At 75.4% G+C, this 20,520-nt stretch carries 21 protein-coding genes; 10 read left to right on the top strand and 11 right to left on the bottom strand.

All coding sequences use genetic code 11. The features are described 5' to 3' along the window. Positions 1-159: 159 nt before the first annotated feature. Positions 160-633 (bottom strand): hypothetical protein, encoded by a 474-nt coding sequence (locus A2U95_RS00885; RefSeq protein ID WP_166020337.1) that lies wholly within the window; start codon positions 631-633, stop codon positions 160-162. Between the two features lie 179 nt (positions 634-812). Between A2U95_RS00885 and A2U95_RS00880 the strand changes: the two genes are divergently transcribed. Then, entirely contained in the window at positions 813-1,691 is an 879-nt protein-coding gene (locus tag A2U95_RS00880) for an SGNH/GDSL hydrolase family protein (protein WP_166020336.1), read from the top strand. Positions 1,692-1,744: 53 nt separating this feature from the next. On the opposite strand, the gene A2U95_RS00875 is transcribed toward A2U95_RS00880, so the two are convergent. After that, complete coding sequence (locus A2U95_RS00875; RefSeq protein ID WP_166020335.1) at positions 1,745-2,662, bottom strand: alpha/beta fold hydrolase; 918 nt, start codon at positions 2,660-2,662, stop codon at positions 1,745-1,747. A 105-nt stretch (positions 2,663-2,767) separates the two neighbouring features. Between A2U95_RS00875 and A2U95_RS00870 the strand changes: the two genes are divergently transcribed. The 4 genes from A2U95_RS00870 to A2U95_RS00855 all read left to right on the top strand — a co-directional run bounded on the left by A2U95_RS00870 (position 2,768) and on the right by A2U95_RS00855 (position 8,991). Continuing rightward, the gene (locus tag A2U95_RS00870; RefSeq protein WP_166020334.1) at positions 2,768-3,379 is read left to right on the top strand and encodes a TetR/AcrR family transcriptional regulator; all 612 of its coding nucleotides are present in this window, start codon (positions 2,768-2,770) and stop codon (positions 3,377-3,379) included. Between the two features lie 143 nt (positions 3,380-3,522). Further along, positions 3,523-5,769, top strand: coding sequence for a molybdopterin-dependent oxidoreductase (locus tag A2U95_RS00865; protein WP_166020333.1), 2,247 nt, complete (start codon positions 3,523-3,525; stop codon positions 5,767-5,769). Positions 5,770-5,945: 176 nt separating this feature from the next. Further along, positions 5,946-7,274, top strand: coding sequence for a PP2C family protein-serine/threonine phosphatase (locus A2U95_RS00860; protein WP_420856939.1), 1,329 nt, complete (start codon positions 5,946-5,948; stop codon positions 7,272-7,274). Positions 7,275-7,482: 208 nt separating this feature from the next. Further along, positions 7,483-8,991, top strand: a complete 1,509-nt coding sequence (locus A2U95_RS00855; protein ID WP_166020332.1) for a carboxylesterase/lipase family protein — start codon at positions 7,483-7,485, stop codon at positions 8,989-8,991. A gap of 70 nt (positions 8,992-9,061) precedes the next feature. On the opposite strand, the gene A2U95_RS00850 is transcribed toward A2U95_RS00855, so the two are convergent. The 5 genes from A2U95_RS00850 to A2U95_RS00830 all read right to left on the bottom strand — a co-directional run bounded on the left by A2U95_RS00850 (position 9,062) and on the right by A2U95_RS00830 (position 14,057). Beyond that, positions 9,062-9,262 carry a ferredoxin gene (locus A2U95_RS00850; RefSeq protein WP_166020331.1) on the bottom strand — a complete coding sequence of 67 codons (201 nt, stop codon included), beginning with the start codon at positions 9,260-9,262 and terminating at the stop codon, positions 9,062-9,064. Between the two features lie 41 nt (positions 9,263-9,303). Next, positions 9,304-10,518: a cytochrome P450 gene (locus A2U95_RS00845; RefSeq protein ID WP_166020330.1), complete on the bottom strand. Its 1,215-nt coding sequence runs from the start codon at positions 10,516-10,518 to the stop codon at positions 9,304-9,306. Between the two features lie 253 nt (positions 10,519-10,771). Continuing rightward, positions 10,772-11,644 (bottom strand): carbohydrate ABC transporter permease, encoded by an 873-nt coding sequence (locus tag A2U95_RS00840; protein ID WP_166020329.1) that lies wholly within the window; start codon positions 11,642-11,644, stop codon positions 10,772-10,774. Next, positions 11,641-12,636, bottom strand: a complete 996-nt coding sequence (locus A2U95_RS00835; RefSeq protein WP_166020328.1) for a carbohydrate ABC transporter permease — start codon at positions 12,634-12,636, stop codon at positions 11,641-11,643. The genes A2U95_RS00840 and A2U95_RS00835 overlap by 4 nt, the downstream gene beginning before the upstream one ends. Further along, on the bottom strand, positions 12,633-14,057 hold the full coding sequence (locus tag A2U95_RS00830; RefSeq protein ID WP_166020327.1) for an ABC transporter substrate-binding protein: 1,425 nt from the start codon (positions 14,055-14,057) through the stop codon (positions 12,633-12,635). Before A2U95_RS00830 ends, A2U95_RS00835 begins: the two co-directional genes overlap by 4 nt. Before the next feature lie 227 nt (positions 14,058-14,284). Here A2U95_RS00830 and A2U95_RS00825 point away from each other — a divergent pair, with 227 nt between their 5' ends. Together A2U95_RS00825 and A2U95_RS00820 are read left to right on the top strand one after the other, a co-directional pair. Beyond that, positions 14,285-14,719, top strand: a complete 435-nt coding sequence (locus A2U95_RS00825; protein WP_240957149.1) for a hypothetical protein — start codon at positions 14,285-14,287, stop codon at positions 14,717-14,719. Positions 14,720-14,804: 85 nt separating this feature from the next. Then, the gene (locus A2U95_RS00820) at positions 14,805-15,515 is read left to right on the top strand and encodes a DUF6766 family protein (RefSeq protein ID WP_166020326.1); all 711 of its coding nucleotides are present in this window, start codon (positions 14,805-14,807) and stop codon (positions 15,513-15,515) included. Positions 15,516-15,858: 343 nt separating this feature from the next. Here the strand turns inward: A2U95_RS00820 and A2U95_RS00815 are convergent, their stop codons facing one another. The 4 genes from A2U95_RS00815 to A2U95_RS33305 form a co-directional block, all read right to left on the bottom strand. Next, positions 15,859-16,230, bottom strand: a complete 372-nt coding sequence (locus tag A2U95_RS00815) for a beta/gamma crystallin domain-containing protein (RefSeq protein WP_240957148.1) — start codon at positions 16,228-16,230, stop codon at positions 15,859-15,861. 360 nt (positions 16,231-16,590) lie between these two features. Then, a complete protein-coding gene (locus A2U95_RS00810) occupies positions 16,591-16,986 on the bottom strand; it encodes a MarR family winged helix-turn-helix transcriptional regulator (RefSeq protein ID WP_166020325.1) in 396 nt (131 codons plus the stop codon). A 66-nt stretch (positions 16,987-17,052) separates the two neighbouring features. Next, complete coding sequence (locus A2U95_RS00805) at positions 17,053-17,424, bottom strand: VOC family protein (protein ID WP_166020324.1); 372 nt, start codon at positions 17,422-17,424, stop codon at positions 17,053-17,055. Positions 17,425-17,521: 97 nt separating this feature from the next. Continuing rightward, entirely contained in the window at positions 17,522-18,424 is a 903-nt protein-coding gene (locus A2U95_RS33305; RefSeq protein ID WP_166020323.1) for a universal stress protein, read from the bottom strand. 161 nt (positions 18,425-18,585) lie between these two features. On the opposite strand from A2U95_RS33305, the gene A2U95_RS00795 reads away from it, so the two are divergent. The 3 genes from A2U95_RS00795 to A2U95_RS00785 all read left to right on the top strand — a co-directional run bounded on the left by A2U95_RS00795 (position 18,586) and on the right by A2U95_RS00785 (position 20,362). Continuing rightward, positions 18,586-19,098 carry a fluoride efflux transporter FluC gene (locus A2U95_RS00795; RefSeq protein WP_166020322.1) on the top strand — a complete coding sequence of 171 codons (513 nt, stop codon included), beginning with the start codon at positions 18,586-18,588 and terminating at the stop codon, positions 19,096-19,098. Then, on the top strand, positions 19,095-19,475 hold the full coding sequence (locus tag A2U95_RS00790) for a fluoride efflux transporter FluC (protein WP_166020321.1): 381 nt from the start codon (positions 19,095-19,097) through the stop codon (positions 19,473-19,475). Before A2U95_RS00795 ends, A2U95_RS00790 begins: the two co-directional genes overlap by 4 nt. A gap of 71 nt (positions 19,476-19,546) precedes the next feature. Then, complete coding sequence (locus A2U95_RS00785; protein ID WP_166020320.1) at positions 19,547-20,362, top strand: maleylpyruvate isomerase family mycothiol-dependent enzyme; 816 nt, start codon at positions 19,547-19,549, stop codon at positions 20,360-20,362. Positions 20,363-20,520: the final 158 nt, after the last annotated feature.

Here is a 20,520-nt window from a genome sequence, read left to right as displayed (position 1 = left end):
CGTCCGGCTCGTGCCCGGCCGCGGCCCGCACGGGTCCCGCGGGGGCGGCGGCCTCCGCGGCATCGCCGGGTGCGTCCTCGGGGCGCTCGCCCTGGCGGCCTGCACCGCGCTGGCCGTGGTCACGGCGGTGCGCGGGCAGGCCTGACCGGCCGCGGGCCCTCAGCGGGCCGCGCCCTCGGGCCACAGGACGGTGACCGGGACGTGGACGCCCAGCGCGTAGGCGACCGTGTCGGCGGTGCCGCCCTCGCCGCGGGCGGGCAGTCCGTCCCAGACGGCGAGCAGTTCGTCGCTCAGCCCCACCAGGATCTCGCCCGCCGCCTGGCGGGCCTGGGGCGTCACCGACGGCAGCCCGGTCCGGTGGACGGCCCGCGCCCGCCTCAGCAGGTCGTCGTGGTCGGAGAGGTGCTCCGCGGGCAGCGTGCCGCGGAAGTCGGGGGCGGGGACGACGACCTCCACGGCCGCGCCCGCGTCCAGGGCGGCCTTGGCGAACAGGCTCTCCGGCCCGTCGCCGGCACAGGTGACCACGGTCAGCGACCGCGGGTCGTGACGCCGCAGGCGTTCGGCGAGCAACTCCTGTACCTGGGCGACGGTCCGGCGGCTCAGGCCGTGGTGCCCGGTGATTCCCACACGCATGGCGCGATTCCTCTACACGTACGAAAGGGGAACGTGATGTCGAACTCGCGCACCATAGCGCCGAGTCGGCGGCCGGTCCGGCGAACGGAACGGCACGCCCCGGGGATTGACACCGCCCGCCCCGCGGCCGAGTCTGCCGATCGGCGACGGAGCCACAGGACAAGAGGGGTTGGACAGCCATGGGGAAGAGCCGACGAAGAGCACTCCTCGGACTCGCCGCGCTGGGCGCGGCGGCGCTGGCGGTCGGCGGGGGAGCGGCGCCCAGCCCGGCGACGCCCGCCGAACACTACGTCGCGCTGGGGGACTCGTACACCTCGGGGCCCGGCATCCCCCGGCAGGTCGACGCCGACTGTGCGCGCTCCGACCGCAACTACCCGTCGCTCACCGCCCGGGCCCTCGGCGTCGCCTCGTTCACGGACGTCAGCTGCGGCGGCGCGACCACCGCCGACATGTGGCGGCCGCAGCGCGGCAATCCGCCGCAGCTGACCGCGGTCTCCAAGGACACGACGCTGGTCACCGTGCAGATCGGCGGCAACGACATCGGATTCGGCGAGATCATGTCCACCTGCGGCCGCCTCGGTGCCGCCGACCCGGCCGGCGCGCCCTGCACGGCGCACTACACGGGCGGCGGCACCGACGTGCTGGCGGACCGTGTCGAGGCGGCCGCGCCGCTGGTCGGGAAGGTCCTGGACGCCGTGCACGAGCGCTCGCCGCGGGCCCGGGTGTACGTGCTGGGGTATCCGCCGATCCTGCCGGAGAGCGGCCCCGGCTGCTGGCCGGTGGTGGCGGCGGCGACCGGTGACGTGCCGTACATGCGAGCCACCGCGAAGCGGCTGAACGCGATGCTGCGCGAGGTCGCCGGCGACTCCCGCGCGCGCTACGTCGACACCTACGCCCCGGCCGTCGGCCACGACGCCTGCCGGCCGCCCGCGGAACGCTGGACGGAGCCGCTGGTCCCGGCCTCCCCGGCCGCGCCCCTCCACCCCAACGCGGCCGGCGAGCGGGCCATGGCCGACGCGCTGCTGGCCCGGCTGGCGGAACCGGGCCGGGGCCGCTGACCGCACCGGCGGAGTCCGCCCCGGCGTGCCGGACCGTGGCGGGCCCGGCCGGGTCAGCGGCCGTCCACCTCGGCCGTGAAGGACAGGATCCGGGCGTTGGTCTCCTCGGCCCGGTCGATCCAGGGGCCGTGACCCGTGCCGTCGAGGACGACGACCCGGGCGCCGGGGACCAGCCGCGGGACGCGCTCCGCCTGTGCCTGGGCGTGCATCAGCGGGCTGCGCCGGCCGAGCACCAGGTGGAGGGGGACCCGGACGGCCGCCAGCTCCTCGTCGGAGAGCGGCAGCGGAGAGGGCCTGCGGGTGCGCCAGGCGCGAGCTCCGGTCTGGACCATGGCGCGCAGTTCCGGCATCACCAGGACCGGCTGGTCCAGCAGGGCGGCCAGGCGCGGACGCAGCCGACGGGGCGCGAAGCTCGCGAACAGGCCGGCGAAGATCCAGACGAAGAAGCGCGGCCCCACCTTCTCCAGGCCGCCCGGGTCCAGGGCGGTCACCGAGGCGAGGCGCTCCGGGCGCAGGTGCGCCTGGTTCAGGGCGAGCCAGCCGCCGTAGGAGGCGCCGACCAGGTGCACGCGGTCCAGCCCCAGACCGGCCAGGGTCTCGTCCAGCCACCGGGCGGAGTGCTCCGGCCGGTGGATGTCCTCGCGCTGCACGCTGCGGCCGGCGTCGCCCGGGGTGTCGATCGCGTACACCGGGCGCTCGGCGCTCAGCGCAGGGGTGGCCGTGTACCACATGGCCGAGCAGGAGCCGGCTCCGTGCAGCAGGACCACCGGGGCGCGGTCCGGGGCCTCCGCGTCGGCGGGGCCGTGCCGGTAGACGCGGGTCGTGGCGAAGGAGGTCTCGACGTCCAGCTCCTCCAGGACGGGGGCGCCCAGCGCGAAGGCCGCGTCGCAGGCGGCGAGGTAACGGTCCCGCAGGGTCTCGCTGACGTAGTGGCCCAGCTCCGGGCGGGTACGGACGGCGCTCTCGGGCACGACTGCCTCCGGGAAGGGGTGCGAAGTTTTGTGATACGACCGTACCATGAACGTGGTACGGCTGTACCATCACGCTGTCCCGGAGGCCGACGAGCGGAGCAGCCGATGCCCAGGCGCGTGGATCACGAGGAGAGGCGCACCGAGATCACCGAGGCGCTGCTGCGCGTCGCGCACCGGCGGGGGCTGCACGCCGTCGGCATGCGCGACGTGGCCGCCGAGGCCGGCGTCTCCCTGCGGCTGGTCCAGTACTACTTCGACAGCAAGGAGAAGCTGCTGCTGCACGGGCTGCGGACGCTGGTGGAGAGGTTCTCCGCCCGCACCGCCGCCCGGCTGGCGGCGGTGCCGGGAAGCCCCGGCCCGCGGGAGACCGTCGAGGCGCTCCTGATGGCGGCGCTGCCCGCGGACGAGGAGAGCCGCGTCTTCCACCACGTCTACACCTCGTACGCGGTGCTGGCCATGAGCGACGAGGCGCTGGCCGGGCAGCCGTTCACCGGCGATCCGGACGCCGCGGAGGAGGCGGTCGCCGGGCTGCTGGCCCGCGGGCAGGCGGACGGCACGGTGCCCGCCGAGGTGGACGCGCGGCTGGAGGCGGTGAGCCTGCTGGCCATGTCGGCCGGGCTGGGCACCGGCGTGCTGGTGGGGCAGCGTGACGTGCCGTCGGCGGTCGCGGCGATCCGCTACCGGCTGGACCGCGTCTTCACGGGCCGGGCCGGGTAGGGCGCGCGCGCCGGCGGGCGCCGCGTCGCCCCGTGCGCGCCCCGGCCGGCGCCGCGTCGCGGAAACGGCCGGACCGGACCCTCCCCGGCAGGCGTACCGGTCGGTATGCTCGGCCGGGTCGTCGTCGCTCCGGGAGGAGAACCATGTCCGAGGCCGCCAACTCCCGTACGGCACTGCGGATCTGCCCGCTCTGCGAGGCCACCTGCGGACTGGTGCTCACGGTGGAGGGGAGCCGGGTGACCGGTGCCCGGGGAGACCGGGCCGACGTGTTCAGCCAGGGCTTCATCTGCCCCAAGGGCGCGGCCTTCGGGCAGCTCGACGGCGATCCTGACCGGCTGCGCACGCCCCTGGTCCGCAAGGACGGCGCACTGCGCGAGGCCACCTGGGAGGAGGCGTTCGCCGCCGTCGCCGAAGGGCTGGCCCCGGTCCTCGGGCGACACGGCGGCGACGGCGTCGGCGTGGTGCTCGGCAACCCCAACGTGCACACCGTGGCCGGCGCCCTCTACCCGCGTCCGCTGCTCGGTGCGCTCGGCACCGGGAACCTGTTCACCGCCTCCACCCTCGACCAGATGCCCAAGCACGTCTCCGGCGGACTGCTCTACGGCGACCCCAACGCCGTCCCGGTGCCCGACCTGGACCGCACCGAGCACCTGCTGGTCGTCGGCGCCAACCCGATGGAGTCCAACGGAAGCCTGTGCACCGCACCCGACTTCCCCCGTCGCCTCAAGGCACTGCGCGAGCGGGGCGGCACCCTCACGGTGATCGACCCGCGCCGCACCCGCACCGCCGCGCTCGCCGACCGCCACGTGGCCGTCCGTCCCGGCACCGACGCCCTGCTGCTCGCCGCGATGGCGCACGTCCTGCTCGAGGAGGACCTGGCCCGCCCGGGCGGCCTCGCCCCCCGCCTCGAGGGCCTCGACCGGCTCCCCGACGCCCTGCGGGAGTTCACCCCCGAGGCGGTCGCCCCCGTCTGCGACGTGGAACCCGCCGTGGTGCGGGAGCTCGCCCGCGAACTGGCCGCCGCGCCGACCGCCGCCGTGTACGGCCGCATCGGCAGCTGCACCGTGCCCCACGGAACGCTCGCCAGCTGGCTGGTGGACGTGCTCACGATCCTCACCGGCAACCTCGACCGCCCCGGCGGCGCCCTCTTCCCGCAGGCCGCCACCGGCCGGGCGCCGCGCCCCGCCGGCCCGGGCCCCGGCTTCACCCTGGGCCGCCGGCACTCCCGGGTCTCCCGGCACCCCGAGGTCAAGGGCGAACTTCCGCTGGCCGCGCTCGCCGAGGAGATCGACACCGCCACCGACGACGGCGAGCCGATCCGCGCCCTGGTCGTCGTCGCCGCCAACCCCGTGCTCTCCGCGCCCGACGGCGACCGCCTGGACCGGGCGCTCGCCTCGCTGGACTTCATGGTGAGCGTCGACCCCTACCTCAACGAGACGTCCCGCCACGCCCACGTGGTGCTGCCCCCGCCCCCGCCGGCCCAGAGCCCGCACCACGACTTCGCCCTCAACTCCTTCGCGGTGCGCAACCAGGCCCGCTACACACGACCCGCCGTCCCGCTCGAGCCCGGCCTCATGGCGGAGACCGAGATCCTCGCCCGGCTGGTCCTCGCCGCGAGCGGCGCGCCCGGCGCCGACCCGGGAGCCGTCGACGCCGCCGTGATCTCCCGGACCCTCGGCCGGGCCGTCGAGGACCCGCACTCCCCGGTGCACGGCCGCGACCCCGGGGAACTCACCGCCGAACTCACCGGCGAGGACGGCCCCGAACGCCGCCTCGACATGATGCTGCGTCTCGGCCCCTACGGAGACGGCTTCGGCGCGCGCCCCGGCGGGCTCTCCCTGCGCGTGCTGCTCGACCACCCGCACGGCGTGGACCTCGGCCCGCTGCGGCCGAGGCTCGACGAGGTGCTGCGGACCCGCAGCGGGAAGATCGAACTGCTGCCCGAGCCGATCGCCGGCGACCTGCCGCGGCTGCGCCGCGCGCTGCGCGACCGCCCCGAGGGCATGCTGCTCGTCGGACGCCGGCACCTGCGCTCCAACAACAGCTGGATGCACAACGTCCCCGCCCTCACCGGCGGTTCCAACCGCTGCACCCTGCACCTCCACCCCGAGGACGCCGCCCTGCACGGCATCACCGACGGCGCGCCGGTGCGCGTCAAGGGAGCCGGGGGAGAGATCACCGTCCCCGCCGAGGTCACCGACGCCGTGCGCCGAGGCGTGGTGAGCCTGCCCCACGGCTGGGGCCACGACCGGCCCGGGACCCGCACCGGCCACGCCTCGGCCGCCCCCGGCGCCAACGTCAACCAGCTCCTCGACGGCACCCTCCTCGACCCGCTCTCCGGCACCGCCGTGCTCAACGGCGTCCCGGTCACCCTGACGCCCGCCGGCTGAGCCGGCCCGCCCGCCCCTGCGCGTTCGGAGCAACCGGACGGGCCTGCCGGCACGCCCCCGTGCCAGGGTGGAGGCGGATCGTTCACGGCCGGGACGGGAGGCGGGGTGCACCGCGCGAGGCATCGGCAGGTCCGGCGGCTCCCGCGCCCCGGCGCGGGAGCCGGCAGGCGGGCGCGGTGAGCGGGCAGCCGTCCGGCGGCGCCGAACCCTTCGGGGACCTGCGCAGGCGCCTGGACTCCGAGATGGACCAGATCGCCCAGCAGTTGAGGGCGCTCGCCTCCACCAAGGACCGTTTCCAGGGACTGCTCGACGCGGTGCTCACCATCACCGCCGAGCTCGAGCTCAGGGAGGTGCTGCGGCGCATCGTCACCACCGCGATGCAGCTCTGCGACGCCCGCTACGGCGCGCTCGGGGTGCTGGACGAGGAGGGCGGGGCCCTCGAGGACTTCATCACCGTCGGGCTGAGCGAGGAGGAGTACGAGGCGCTGGCCGGCATCGAGTTCCCGCACGGTGAGGGCGTGCTCGGCCTCCTGATCCGGAATCCGGAGCCGCTGCGGCTGGAGAACATCTCCACCCATCCCGCGTCGGTCGGCTGTCCGCCCGGCCATCCCCCCATGCGGTCCCTGCTCGGCGTCGCCATCAGCGTCCGCGGGGAGATCTACGGCGACCTCTACCTCTCCGAACGCCACGACGGCCGGGCCTTCGACCAGGGGGACCAGGAGGTCCTCGTCGCCCTGGCCGGCGCCGCCGGCATCGCCATCGAGAGCGCTCGCCTCTTCGAGCAGGTCCGCGACAGCGCCGAGACCTTCCAGCGCCTGCTGCTCCCCACCCTGCCCGACCTCTTTCCCTACGCCGCCGCCACCGTCTACCGCCCGGCCGCCGAGCCCCACCACCTCGGCGGCGACTGGTACGACGCGCTGCGGCTGCCGGACGGCGCGCTGGGCATCGTCATCGGCGACGTCTACGGCCACGACCTGCCCGCGGCCGCCGTCATGTCGCAGGTCCGCAACATGCTGCGGGCGCTGTTCTACGACCGCCGCACCCCGCCCAGCGACGTCCTGCGGCAGCTGGACGTCACCGTGGCCGCCGGCCCCGGTCCGGCGGTGACCACCGTGCTGGTGGCCCGGGTGGAGCCCGGTAGGGAGGACTGGGTCCTGCACTGGTGCTCCGCCGGCCACCTCCCGCCACTGGTGATCATGCCGGACGGGCAGGCCGAGTATCTGCTGCACGAGCCGGGCGTGCCGCTGGGGGTCGACCCGGCGCTGCCGCGCCCGGACCACCGCAGGAGACTGCCGCCGGGGGCCACGGTGGTCTTCTTCACCGACGGCCTGGTCGAACACCCCGCCCACTCCATCGACGAGGGCATGGACGCCCTGCTCGAACTGGCGCTGGTACACGCCGAGCTGCCGGTGGAGGATCTGGTGCACGCGCTGGCGGACCACCACCCCGGCGACGGACGCGACGACATGGCCGTCCTCGCGCTGCGCCTCCCGGCGGAGGCCTGAGCCGCCCGGGGCGCGCGGAGGAGGACGCGTCCGGCGCCGGCGTCACGGACACGCCCGGCGTGACGCTCCTCTCCCGCCGGACCGGGGCGCCCGAATCCCGCTGGACCCGGCACGCCCGAATTCCGCTGGACCGGGCGTGCCCGACGACGTGAAACTGGGTCCCGCCCGTCCGGGCGATCCGGTGCGCCAGGGAAGGCGGGGTCAGCCAGTGTCCACGGACGTCTTCAGGACGACGAGCGGTCCGGTCCGCGGCTTCCGGGTCTCCGCCGACGTCGTCGCCGTCCTCGGCATCCCCTACGCCGCACCGCCCTTCGGCGCCGCCCGCTTCCGCGCGCCGCTCCCGCCACCGGTGTGGACCGGGGTGCGGGACTGCGTCCGCTTCGGCCCCGTCGCCCCGCAGTCGGCGCGGCTTCCCGGCGCGCCCGTGTGGTCGCCCGGCGACGAGGACGTCCTGACCGTCAACGTCTGGACGCCCGCTCCGGACGGAGGCCGCCTCCCCGTCCTGGTGTGGATCCACGGTGGGGCCTACACCTTCGGTTCCTCGGCCCAGCCCGACTTCGACGGGACCGCGCCGGCCGGCGCCGGGCTCGTCGTGGTGACCTTCAACCACCGGATCGGCTTCGAGGGCTTCGGCCACGTCCCGGGCGGCGGCGCGGGCGGTCACCCGGACAACCGCGGCCTGCTCGACCAGATCGCGGCCCTGCGCTGGGTGCGGGAGAACATCGCCGGGTTCGGCGGCGACCCCCGCAACGTCACGGTCGCCGGCCAGTCCTCCGGAGCCGCGGCCGTGGCCTGCCTGATGGTGGCGGACCGCGCCCGCGGCCTGTTCCGCCGCGCCGTCGTCCACAGCCCGGCGAGCCCCTGCTACACGCCCGGCATCGCCGCGGCGACCACGCGTGAGGTGGCCGCGGCGGCGGGCTGCCCCGCGACCCCCGAAGGCCTGTCGGCGACGACCCCGCAGGCCCTGGTCGAGGCCTCCGACCGGGTGGTCGAGCGCTACCGGCGGGACCCCGCCTCCGGGTCGCGCCACTACGACCCCTCGCTCTACGCCCCGGTCCTCGACGGTGACGTCCTGACCACCGACCCCCTCACGGGGATCGCGGCCGGAGCCGCCCGGGACGTGGACCTGCTGGTCTGTCACACCACCGAGGAGTACTGGCTGCTCGACGCCGTCGGCAGCAGCGCGAAGGTCACCACCGACGAGCGACTGGCGCTTTTCGCCGCGGACTTCGGCCTGCCCGACGGCCTGGTGGACGGCTATCGCGCCGCGATGCCCGGCGCACCGGTGCTCGACGTCTACCTCGCCGTCTTCGGTGACCTGCTGTTCGGCGAGTACGCCAACCGGCTCGCCGAGCTCCACGCCCGGGCCGGGGGCCGGGCCCACCTGTCGCGCTTCGACCGGCGGCGCGCCGGCGCGGACGGGGACGTGCGGGCCTGGCACTGCGCGGACGTCCCCTTCGCCTTCGGCACCCTCGGGGACGAACGCCTCGCGTTCCTCGTCGGAGGCACGCCCACCGCCGCGGACCACGCACTGGCACGCCGCATGGTGCGCGCGTGGGCCGACTTCGCCGCGACCGGCGACCCCGGCTGGCCGGCGGTCGACGGCCGGACCACGCACGCGAGGGTGTGGACCACCGACGACCACTCGGGCGCCGGCCTGCCCGCCGTACCGCGGGCGCTGTGGGCCGGGATGGACTTCCCGGTCCTGCGCGCGTGAACGCGGGCGCCGTTTTGGCACCCGCGCGGACCGGCCGCGGGCGAAGCCGCGGGGCGGGGAACGCCTCGGGTCAGCCCTCCCCGGCCAGGCCGATGGCCCCCGTCGGACAGGTCGCCGCGGCCTCCCGGACCGCGGCGGCGTGCCGTGCGCCGGGCTCCGGGTCCAGGAGGAGCACCAGCCCGTCCTCCTCCTGCTGGTCGAACACCTCCGGAGCCACCAGCACGCACTGACCGGCGCCGCAGCACAGGCCCTGGTCCACGGTCACCTTCACGCCCGCCGTCCCCTCTCCCGCCGTCCCCGCCGTCCCCGGCGTCACCAGCGGACCGGCAGCTCGGTCAGGGGGGTGACGATCAGGCCGTCGTCGAGTGCCAGCTCGTCCACCTCGACGGCGAGTTCCAGGCCGGGAAGCCGCCGCAGCATCACCTCGAGCACCACCTGCATCTCGGTGCGGGCGAGGGCCTGGCCGACACAGGAGTGCGGGCCGACGCCGAAGGCGATGTGCGGGTTCGGGCTGCGGTCCAGCACCATCTCGTCGGCCCGCTCGAAGACCGTGGCGTCCCGGTTGGCGGCCGCCATGCTCAGCATCGCCGTGGTCCCGGCGGGCAGCACGGCGTCGCCGACCGCCACCTCCTCGCCGATGAACCGGGGCAGACCCAGTCCGAGCTGGGCGTCGAACCGCAGCGCCTCCTCGACCGCCGTGCGGATCAGCGAGCGGTCGGCGAGCAGGGCCTCCCAGCGGGAGCGGTCGGCGAGCAGCGCCGCCGTCATCTTGCCGATGCTGTTCGCGGTGGTCTCGTGCCCGGCGGCGAGCAGCCCCTTGGCCGTCCCGAGCAGCTCGGCGCCCTCCATCCGGTAGCCGGCGCCGTCGGTCTGCACGATCAGGTTGCTGATGATGTCGTCCTTGGGGTCGCGCCGCTTGGCCTCGATGTGGCCGAGCATGTAGGCGTCGAACTCCGCGGCCGAGACGGCGGTCTCCTCCCTGGAGAACCGGCTGTAGTTCATCATCACGTGCGACCAGTGGGCGAACCTCTCCCGGTCCTGGTCCGGCACGCCCAGCATCGAGCAGATCACCCGGACCGGCAGCGGGAACGCCAGGTGGGCCACGAGGTCGGCGGGCGGACCGTGCTCGGCCATGACGTCGACGAGTTCGTCCGCCATCCGCTCGATCTCCGGCCTCAGCGCCGTCATCCGCTTGGCGGTGAACCAGCGGCTGACCATGCGCCGCCACTGCCCGTGGGCCTCGCCGGACGTCGCCATGCTCCCGGAGTCGCCCTGGCTGAACAGGTCCGTGCCGTCCGCGCTGAGGCTCACCGCCCCCTCGGCCGACAGGTCCCGGGAGAAGCGCGGGTCACCCATGACGGCGCGGACGTCGGCGTAACGGGTCAGCAGCGTCATCTCGCCGCCGCCCACGGAGATCCGCGCGTGCGGGCACCTCTCCCGCAGCTCGGCGAACTCGGCCGGCGGCTCCAGCGCGGACTGCGAGGGGAACGGGTAACTCAGCGGTGCGGCTGCGTCGTCGACCGACATGGCTGGCCTCCGGAGGCGGTCGGGAGTGGGACGTCGCGTCACCCTAGGAACGCCTTCGGACCGCCGCCAGAGCGCGTACCCGGCCGCGCGGCCGGTTCCGGCGGCCCGCCGGCCCCGCGCCGCCCGGCGGAACCGCCCGGTCCGCGGGTGTCCGGCGGCCCTGACCGGCCGTCTCCGCGGGCGTGCCCGCTCCGCCCCGCCGGTGCCCGCCCGGCCCCACAATGGCGGGAACCGGCGCTTCGGGCCCCTCGGCTCAGCCCTTGTCCGCCCCGCTGGTGAGACCCTCCGTCAGCAGGCGTTCGGCGGCGAAGAAGAGGACCACCACCGGGATCGTCAGCACCACCGACCCGGCCATCAGCACCGTCTTGGGCACCTCCACACCGTCGGCGAGCTGCGCCAGCCCCAGCGAGACGGTCCACTTCTCCGGGTCCGCCGCGAGGAAGAGCAGGGCGAACAGGAACTCGTTCCAAGCGATCATGAAGACGTACAGGCCGGTGGCCATCAGCGAGGGGATCGCCAGCGGCAGCACCACCTCGCGCACCGCCCGGAGCCGGGTGCAGCCGTCCAGCGCCGCCGCCTCCTCCACCGACACCGGCACCGTGACCAGGTAGTTCTTCAGCATGTAGACCGAGACCGGCACCGTCTGCGCCACGTAGACCACGGCCAGCCCCACCAGACCGGACGACAGGCCCAGCCGCGCGAAGATCACGAAGAGCGGCACCGCCAGCAGGGTGGCCGGAAACAGGTACACCGCCAGGAACAGCGCGCTCACCTGGCGCCGCCCGAAGAACCGCAGCCGGCTCACCGCGTACGCGCCCGGGACCGACGCCAGCAGCGTCAGCGCCACCGTCCCCAGCGACACCAGCGCCGAGTTGAGCAGGAACCGCAGGAAGCCCTGCCCGCCCGCGCCGGAGGAGCGCAGCACGTCGCGGTAGGTGGACACCGTGAAGTCCTCCGCCGAGACCCACAGCGCCCCGGGCTCCAGCAGCAGCGCGTCGACCGGCTTCACCGACAGCAGCACCATGTAGAGGAACGGCACCAGGGTGATCAGCGCCAGCAGCACGATCACCAGCGGCCGCACCACCGCGAACAGCCGCTCCTCGAAACGGGCCCGGGAGACGCTCACGCCTGCTCCTCCCGCGCCCTGTCGCCGAAGAACCGGAAGTACAGGCCCAGCAGCACCATCAGCGAGGCGGCCAGCACCAGCGCCTGCGCCGCCGCGGCGCCCACGTCGTACCGCGCGGTGAGGAAGTCGTAGACCCGCACGGCGGCCACGTCGGTGCCCGCTCCGCCGCCGGTCAGCAGGTAGACGTCGTCGAACTTGTTGAACGTCATGATGAACCGCAGCACGCACAGCAGGGCGATCACCGGCGTCAGCTGGGGGAGCAGGACGTACCGGAACCGCTGGGTGGGGGTCGCCCCGTCCACCGTGGCCGCCTCCTCCAGGACCGGCGGGACCGCCTGCAGACGGGCCAGGACGAACAGGAACGCGAACGGGAAGTAGCGCCAGCACTCGAAGGCGATCACCGTCAGCAGCGCCGGCGGGACGTCGACGTGGAGACCGAGGACGCCGACCTCGTACCGGCGGGAGGAGAGGAAGGCGATCGGGTCGTCCCAGCCGAGCAGCCGCCGTCCCCAGTCGTTGACGATCCCGTACTGCGGGGAGAGGGCCACCTCCCAGACGAACGTCACGGCGACCACCGGGGCGACGTACGGCAGCAGCATCGCGGCGCGCAGCAGCCCCCGGCCGCGGAAGCGCGGCCGCAGGGCCAGCGCGGCGACCAGGCCCAGCAGGATGGAACCGGCCGTGCCGCCCACCGTGTAGACGAGGGTGACCAGCAGGCTCTCCCAGAAGCCGCCGGAGCCGAACACCTCGGAGAAGTTCTCCAGGGTCCAGTCGCCCAGCAGGCCCATGCCCTGGATGTCGACCAGCCGCGCGTCCTGGAAGGCGAGCAGCACCGTCCACAGGATGGGCAGGGCGACGACCACCAGCACCACGAGGAAGGTGGGGGAGACGAAGGCGATGCCGGCCCGGTTGGCGCGCCGGCTCGCGGTCATCGGCCGGCCGCGCCGCGGCGCGCGGGGCTGCGCCGGAGGTCCGGGGGCCGCCGCGCTCATGGCGACCCCGCCGGCCGGGCGGGCCGGTCGAGCGACTCCTGGAGGGAGGCGACCTCCTCGCCGGCCTGGGCGGCCGCGCCGGCGGGGGAGAGCTGACCGCCGGTCATCGCGCCGATGGCCCTGGAGACGGGCAGCTCACCGCCCGCGGCGCCGACCAGCGCGCCCTCGCCCTGCGCGATGCCCCAGCGGCGCATCCGGTGCACCCCGTCCACCAGGCGGTCCAGCAGTTCCGGCGGGTACACCTCGTCGATCGGCCGGCGCGTGTCCACCCCGAGACCGCTGCTCCGCCAGGCCCGCAGGTAGCGGTCCGGCTCCCCGGCGGTGCCCCGCCGGACGGGGATCTTGCCCTCGGGAGCCATCCCGAACCAGCCCTCGTAGCCCGGGCCCATCATGTACTCGACGAACTGGCGGGCGGCCTCCTCCTCGGCGGTCCGGGTGACCGCCCAGGAGGTCACCTCCCCGAACTGTGCGGGTTCCCGCGCGTCCGGGCCCTTCAGCGAGGTGACCACCCCGCTGTTCTCGGCCAGGAACCGCGGGTCGCCCTCGCACTCGGGGCAGCTCGGCAGGGCGTCCGAACGCAGTCCGGCCAGCTCGTCGAGGAGGAACGACGACCAGATCACCATGGAACTGCGGCCCGCGAAGTAGGTGGCGCGGGTGGAGTCCACGGTCTGGGTCCCGGGCGCCCCGTAGTCCCGGGCGAGCCGGTCGTACACGGCGAACGCCCGCTCGCAGGGCGGCGACCGCAGGGCCACCCGCCCCGCCTCGACCAGCTGGCAGTCGTTGGCCAGGGCCAGGTTCTCGAAGCTCTGCGAGGTGAAGACGTCGGCGGGGTCGGTGGCGGCGGACATCCCGTCCCGGCCGCCGCCGGTGAGCCGCTCCGCCGCGTCCAGCACGCGCCCGTAGGTGTCCGGCGGAGGCAGGTTCCGCCGCGCGAACCGGTCCTCGCGGTAGACCAGCAGCTGCAGCCAGGCGTCGGAGGGCACCGCCAGGCGCGTGGAGCCGTCGGAGGCCAGTGAGAGGGCGTTCGCGTCGAACGTCCCGGGCCCCAGCTTCCCGACCACCCGGCCGGGGACCCGGGTGTTCAGCAGTCCGTTGCCGTACATCTGCCAGACCTGCCCGAGCGTGGCCGCGCCGATCACGTCCGGCAGGGTGCCGGAGGCCGCGGCGGACATGATCAGCTGCGGCATCTGGGCCTCGGCCACTCCGACCAGCTCCACCTGGACGCCGGTGCCGCGCTCGAACCGGTCGATCACCCTCCGGGTGGCGGCGATCCGGTCCGGCAGGCTCTCCTGGGACCACACGGTGATCCTGCGGTCCGGACGCTCCGGCCCGGTCCCTCCCGCACACCCGGTGAACAGCGCGGGCAGCAGGGCCGCCGCGGCGCAGAGCGCGGCCTTCCTGGACCACCGGACCTCGCGCATGCGTGACCTCGTCGCCTTCCCCTGCGCCGGGCCGGGTCGCCCGGTCATCACCTGCCGGTCCATCAGGAGTAAGCGCCCCGAGGGGCGCCCGCAACCGGACGCGCGGTGAACGGGCGCGGAGCGGCCGGGGACCGGCCCGTTCGGGCCGCTCCGGTTGCGGGCGGGGCGGTCCCCGGTTCGGATGGGCGGACGGAAGCGGGACCGGCACCCCGACGGCGGGAGGCGGAATGCGAGGCAGGAGGTGCGGTGGGGCGGCCGTGCGGGCCGCGGCGGTCTCCCTGGCGCTCGCCGGGCTCGGAGCCTGCGGCGTGGTGGAGGAACGGCGGAACGCGGCCGGGGCGGAGGCCGTCCGGTTCGAGGCCGCCCGGGACGCGGGCCGGCACGCCCTGCTGTGCGCCGCCCTCGCTCCCGGCACCCGGGACGAGCTGGAGGAGACCGCGAGGAGCGGCTGTCCCGAGGCGATCCGCCAGGCCGTCGAGGAGGACGACCTCCCGCCCGCCGGAGCCGTGCGCGCCGTGGACGTCTGGGGCGACCGGGCGCGGGTGGTGCTGGAGGGCGACACCCTCTTCCTCTCCCGGTTCCCTGGCGGGTGGAAGGTGACAGCCGCCGGCTGCGAGCCGCGGCCCGACCGGCCCTACCGCTGCGGAGTCAAGGGCGGGTGACGGACGTGCGGGTGATGTTCACGGCGACCCTCCTGATCATCTTCGCGGGACTCGCCTACTTCACGGCGCTGGGACTGGCGCACCGATGACCCCGGCCGACGGCGACGGCCGGGCCGGGCGCGCCGGCCGCTTCCTGCGCGAGAACAGCCTGGGCCTGGTGTTCCTGCTGGGCTTCCTGGCGACCCTGGCGGGCCAGCTCCTCGCGGGCCGCGCCGAGCTGAACAACGACCTGGTCTCCGAAGGGCTGCCCCCGGTCGGCCTCCTCGCCTACGCCACCTCCTCGGACTTCGCGGTGGACGTCACCGAGAACTGGCAGTCGGAGTACCTGCAGTTCTTCCTCTACATCTTCGGCACCGTGTGGCTGCTGCAGCGCGGCTCGCCGGAGTCCAAGGAGATCGGCCGGGCGGGCACCGAGTCGGACCGGGAGCAGCGGACCGGTACGCACGCCCGGGCGGACTCGCCGCGCTGGGCGTCCGCCCCGGGGTGGCGCGGAGTGCTGTTCTCCCGCTCGCTGGGGCTGGTGATGGGCGGGATCTTCCTGCTCTCCTGGCTGGCCCAGTCGGTCACCGGAACCGCCGCGTACAACGAGGAACGGCTGCGCTCCCTGGAAGGCCCCGTCGGCTGGGGCGGCTACGTCACCTCCGCCGACTTCTGGAGCCGCACGCTGCAGAACTGGCAGTCCGAGCTGCTCGCGGTGGCGTCGATGGCGGTGCTCTCCATCTACCTGCGCCAGCGCGGCAGCCCGGAGTCCAAGCCGGTGGGTGCCCCGCACTCGGCCACGGGGGTCGAGGGCTGAGCGGCACCGCGCGGTGTCTCCTCGTGTCACCGCGTACCGCACCGCGTCCCGCCGATGCCGTCGCGGAACCCCGCGGCGCGCATCACGCCTTCGCGGGTGAACCCGGTCTTCTCCGGGGATCGTTGCCCGGCGGCGTCGCCGGTCCCGGTGTCCGCTTCGGGCCGTACGGCGGAGGAGTGCGCGAACAGGCGGCCGACGAGGAGGCGCCGCGGCGGTGCCGATGCCCCGGCCGCGCGCCCCGAGGCCGCAGTCGTGCGCCGGCGTTCCGGTGTGGGGTGCGCCCCGCACCGGTCCGGCGCCGGGCGACGGTCCCGGGCGCGCCGCCGCCGGACGTGCCGGCACCTCAGAAGATCTGGATGGACGTGATGTTCGGCGGCTGGTTGGGGTAGGTCACGATGTTCCAGCGACTGATCCTGACGGCCGCGCCGTTGGCGTCGTTCATCTGGATGTCGTTGTTCCCGGTGGAGATCTTGTCCACCCAGGCGCCGGCTCCGAGACTCATGGTTCCCGCGTTGGCGGCGCAGAACTCGAAGGGCCCGGAAGGGCCGACGATCAGCGGACGACTGTAATGGCCCCACACGTGCAACAAGTCGCCACTGGTGCAGGGCGTCTGATTCATGGCGTGCGCGGCATTCGTCGGAGTCACGACGCTGAAGCCCGCGGCCAGTAACGCCACGGCGAACAGGCTCCGGGCGGTCTTCCTGATGGTGGGCACGATGCGACATCTCCTCGAGGGCTGGGGCCACGCTGCGTGAGCCAGGGGTTGCTTCCGGACGACGGGGCGACTGCCCGGTCGGGCGTGACAGTCGGCCCTTCCGCGTTTCGATCCTGGCGCAGCGCCGTGCCGGCCAGGAACGGCGCGGGGGGTTTGTTGCCTTCCCGTTACACGGATCCTGTGCCCGCCCGTTCCGCACCGCTGCGGACGCGGGAGCCCCGCACACGGCCACGGGGGACGAGGGCGGGCGGCGCTCCCCGGAGAAGCCGCCGGGCGGGACCCGCGTCGGTCCACGGTCCACGGTCCACGGTCCACGGTCCACGGTCCACGGACCGGCGGCCCCGGGCGGGCCGGGACGGGTCAGTCGGTGGCCAGGGTGCGGGACAGCACCTCGCGCTGCAGCGGGCGGACCAGGGCGTACAGCTCACGGCCTCGCACGGTGGGGGCCACCCACACACCGCGCCGGTCCTCGCGGCACACCGTCCGCTCCAGCAGCCCCTCGCGCTCCAGCCGCCCCAGCAGCCTCGAGAGCGCGCTCTGGCTGAGGTGGACCCGCTCCGCGATGTCCTGCACGCGGCAGGGGACGCCCGGACCGTCCGGTGTCCCGGACACCAGGACGTCCAGCACCTCGAAGTCACTCGCGCAGAGCCCGTGGGGGTGCAGCACCCGGTCGATCTCGCAGACCGTTCGGGCATGGACCGAGAGAATGCCGCGCCACCGTTGCTCCAGCCTCGCACCGGCCGTGTCCGCTGCCATGGGGCCCATCGTAGGACGGCGCCGTCCGGTGGGGGAGACCCCGGGAGCGCCCTGTCGGACGGGGCGTCAGGCGGCCGCCGGCCCCGTCCCTGGCGGGTCCTGGACCAGTCCGACGAGATTGCCGTCCGCGTCCTGGACGGTCGCCACCAGCTTCCCGCCGCCGACGTCCCGCACGTCGCGCACCGCCTCCGCCCCCGCGGACAGCAGCGCGGCGAGCGTGGCCGGCAGGTCGTCGACGTGCCAGTAGGGGACCGGACCGGTGAGCCCGGAGTCGTGACCGTGCGGATCGAGCCCGACCTCCTGGCCGTCGGCCGTGCGGAACCCGGTCCAGTGCGCCTCGTCGACGTGCGGCTCGACGCCCAGCAGGGCGCGGAACAGCGCCCTGGCCCCGTCGAGGTCGCCGACGGGGTAGACGAGGGTTCTCAGGTGCGCCGCCATGGCCCCATGCTCGCCGCCCCCGGCCGGCCCCGCATCCGGCGCACGCCCACCCGGCCCGCCGCCCGGGTCCCGGCGGGCGGCCGGGGAGCCGTGGACCTCACCCCGGGACGACCGCCACCGCGGACGCGCAGTGCCGCAGCACCGTCCGGACGACGCCGCCGACGCGCCCGTCCGCGCCGCCGCGGCCCACGACCAGCAACGAGGCCTCCGCGGCCTCGTCGGTCAGCAGCGCCGCCGCGCCGCCGAACCCCGTCCGCACCGCGACCCGCACCGAGGGGTGACGCTCCCGCCACGGTTCCAGCACGTCCCGCAGCGCCTGCCGGGCGTCCCGGTCCAGCTCACGGTCCCGCCCCGGGTCCGCGCCGGGCGGACGCCGCCAGGCGCGCACGACCTTCAGCCGCGCCCGCCGCCGCGAGGCCTCGCCGAAGGCGAAGGCCAACGCCCCGGCCGCCGGCCGCCCCGGGCCCAGACCCAGCACCACGTCCCGGTACGGGGCAACGCCCCACGACGGTCCGACCGCCCCGGCCGGGCGGTCCTCCTCCGGCGGCGCCGTGCCCGCGCGGACCAGCACCACCGGGCCGCTCGCCTGCGCGACCACCGCGAGCGCGACCGGCCCCACCGCCCAGAGGTCCTCGTGACCGTGCGCGCCCGCGACCGTCCGTGACCCGAGCACCAGCGGGAACCCGTGCGACGCCGCGTCCAGCAGCGCCGGCGCCGGCGCGTCACGCACCTGCTCGAAGGTGACGCGCAGCCGCGGCCGTGCCGCGGTCAGCCGCTCGGCGGTCTCCCGCAGCACCTGCTGCGCCCACCGCCGCCGCGCCGCCTCCGCCTCGCCGCCCTCCCGCCGTCCCCCGGCCGCCGACGGGAACGGCCGCCACGACCCCGCGTGCACCAGCCTCACGGGACGCCCCCACAACTCCGCCTCCCGCGCGGCCCAGTCGGCGGCCGCGAGGCTCTCGGACGAGCCGTCCACACCGACGGTGACGGTACGGGTGGGCATGATGCGGGCTCCCGGGCTCCTCGCGGGACGTGGGCGTCCTGGTCCGACAGGGTGGACCGATCACGTTGTCAGGGCACGGCTCCTCCGGCGTAGGGCCGACCGGCCCCTTTCCCGCCGGCGGCGACGGCCGGGACGGCGGCCCGATAAACTGGCCGACCGACATGAGTGACGCCCCCACGCCGTACCCGGCCGCCCCGTACCCGGCCGCCCCGGACCGGACCACGCCGGACACCCGGACGCCGGGTCCTCCCCGCTCCCCCCGGGCCTGGCGCGCCGACGTCCCCGTCGTCGCCGCGGTCGCGCTCGGCGGCGCGCTCGGCGCGAGCGCCCGGTACGCGGCCGTCCTGCGCTGGCCCGCCGCCGCGGACGCCTTCCCCTGGGCGGTGTTCTGGGTCAACGTGACCGGCTGCGCCGTGATCGGCGCGTTCACCGTCCTGGTCACCGAGGGGACGCGGGCGCCGCACCCGCTGCTGCGGCCGTTCTTCGGCACCGGGGTGCTCGGCGGCTTCACCACCTTCTCCGCCTACGCGCTGGACGTCCGGCGGCTGCACGAGGCGGGCGAGCCGCTGCTCGCGCTCCTCCACCTCGCAGGAACCCTGACCGCGGCGATGGCCGCCGTGCTGCTGGGCTCGGCGGCCGCCCGCCGGGGTCTGCGGGCCAGGAGGCGCCGGTGAACTGGCTGCTGGTGATCGCCGGCGCCCTGGTGGGCGCCCCGCTGCGCCACCTCACCGACCGGGCCGTGCAGCTGCGGCTGGGGCCGGACGCCGTCCTCCCGTGGGGCACCTTCACGGTCAACGCCGCCGGATCGCTGGCCCTGGGACTGCTGACCGGCGCCGCGGCCGCCGGGGCGGCGGGCGAGCGGCTGGAACTGCTGCTCGGCACCGGACTGTGCGGGGCGCTCACCACCTACTCGACCTTCTCCTGGGAGACGCTGCGCCTCGCCGAGGACGGCTCCCCGCTCCTCGCGGCGTGCAACGTCCTGGGCAGCCTGGCGGCGGGCCTCGGGGCGATGTACGCGGGCGTGGCGCTGGGCGGGGCGCTCTGGGGCTGAGCGGGTCCCGGGGCCCGTGTCCGCCCACCCCGCCGGAGTACCGTGGACGTCGGGGGCCGAGGAGGTGCGGTATGACCACGGCCACGACCGTCTCCGCCCGGGACATCCCCCGGACCCCGGGGATACGCGCGCGGACGGTGAACGACGCGGAGGTGCGCGCCTCGCTCGACGTACTGGGCTCACTGCCGGCCGACGCGTGGTCGCGGCCCACCTCCTGCACCGGCTGGTCCGTCCGGGACATGGCCGCGCACGAGGTCGGCCAGTGCGAGGAACTGGCCAAGCCGTGGCTGATGTTCACCCGGATCCGGCGGGCGCGGACCCGGCACCCGGAACTCGGCGCCCTGGACGGCCACAACGAGAGCCAGATCGAGGAGCGCGCGGACCTGCCTCCCGAGCGGCTGGTGCACGACCTGGCGAAGTTCGGCCGGCGGGGGGTGCGCGGCCTCGCCCGCGTGCCGGAGCCGCTGCGCCGGCGCCTGCGCACCAGTCTGGTCTTCCCGGCGGAGGGCAGGGCGCTGCCCGAGGACTCGATGGAGTACCTGAACAGCGTCCTGGTCGCGCGTGACATGTGGATGCACCGGATCGACATCAGCGACGCGACAGGCGCCGAGCCGGTCCTGGACGAGCACGACCGGGAGATCATGCACCAGATCCTGCTGGACCTGGCCCTGGACTGGACCGGTCCGCCGTGCCTGCTGGAGCTCTCGGGACCGATCGGCGGCCGCTACCGGATCGGTGACCGCGACGGCCCCCCGGCGGTCACGCTGCGGGCGGACGCCGTCGCCTTCGCCCGTCACCTGTCGGGCAGGCCGGCGCGCGGCGACCTCCGTTTCGAGGGCGACGAGGAGACCGCGTCGGCGCTCGCGGACGCCCGGGTCGTCTTCTGACCCGGTTCCGGCCCCGGTCCCGTTCCGAGGGCCGCCAAGGGCGGCGCACCCGCCGCCGGCACCCGGGCCGGCCTCAGTCCTCCGCGCCCTGCACGGCCCGCCCGCGCCGTCCGCGGCGCGTGCCGAACGCCGTGCCCGCCGCCGCGAGCGCCGCGGCG

The organism is Streptomyces chilikensis, assembly GCF_001642695.1.
Classification (GTDB): Bacteria; Actinomycetota; Actinomycetes; order Streptomycetales; family Streptomycetaceae; genus Streptomyces; species Streptomyces chilikensis.
The sequence above is the reverse complement of the archived record's forward strand: the minus strand, read 5'-3'. Positions and strand labels throughout refer to the sequence as shown.